Annotated in this window: 1 protein-coding gene; it reads left to right on the forward strand. The window is 67.4% G+C overall.

The features are described 5' to 3' along the window. On the forward strand, nt 1-264 hold a 264-nt coding region (locus tag R0J92_RS23770; RefSeq protein WP_411053485.1), incomplete at both ends, for a phosphatidate cytidylyltransferase.

Here is a 264-nt window from a genome sequence, read left to right on the forward strand (position 1 = left end):
ATCGCGCCCAGCATATCGCCGTCAAAGACCTGGGAAGGCTTTGTCGGCGGGGTTGCGGCGGCATCGCTTCTGGGGGCGGGGCTTGCCTGGCTGACGCCGTTTTCGCCGCTCCAGGCGGGCGCCCTTGCGGCCGCATCCTGCATCATGGGCTTCTTCGGCGGGCTTGTCGCCTCTGCCATCAAGCGCGATCGCGGCGTGAAGGACTGGGGCCACATGATCGAAGGGCATGGCGGCATGCTCGACCGGGCCGACAGCCTCGTCTTT

The organism is Tritonibacter sp. SIMBA_163, from assembly GCF_046535935.1.
GTDB classification, from domain to species: Bacteria; Pseudomonadota; Alphaproteobacteria; order Rhodobacterales; family Rhodobacteraceae; genus Epibacterium; species Epibacterium scottomollicae.